At 60.2% G+C, this 480-nt stretch carries 1 protein-coding gene; it reads left to right on the top strand.

Annotated elements, in window-relative coordinates; genetic code table 11:
* Positions 1-480, top strand: a 480-nt coding sequence (locus J5M71_RS27785; RefSeq protein WP_279382395.1) for a beta-ketoacyl synthase N-terminal-like domain-containing protein, incomplete at both ends; no start/stop codon positions are given.

Raw genomic sequence — 480 nt, 5'->3', positions numbered from 1 at the left:
CAAAGAGACCGTCTCCGCTAACCTGCGTGCAAGCCGCCCTGGCATCCGGTTCAACCCGGAATATGCTGAAATGGGTCTGCGTAGCCAGGTTTCCGGCTCCATCGACCTCAACCTTGAAGAGCTGATCGATCGCAAGATCTATCGCTTCGTCGGCCATGCAGCGGCTTACGCCTACCTGGCCATGAAAGACGCCATCACTGACTCCGGCCTGACCGAAGAGCAAGTGTCCAACCCGCGTACCGGCCTGATCGCCGGCTCCGGTGGTGCTTCCACGCTGAACCAGATGGAAGCGCTGGACATCCTCCGTGAGAAAGGCGTGAAGCGCGTTGGCCCGTACCGTGTAACGCGGACCATGAGCAGCACCGTTTCCGCTTGCCTGGCCACGCCGTTCAAGATCAAGGGCCTGAACTACTCCATCGCTTCTGCCTGCGCCACCAGTGCTCACTGCATCGGTACCGCCATGGAACAGATCCAGATGGG

The sequence above is a fragment of the Pseudomonas sp. 43(2021) genome, assembly GCF_017490805.1.
Lineage (GTDB): Bacteria > Pseudomonadota > Gammaproteobacteria > Pseudomonadales > Pseudomonadaceae > Aquipseudomonas.
This window is presented reverse-complemented; position numbering and strand designations above follow the sequence as displayed.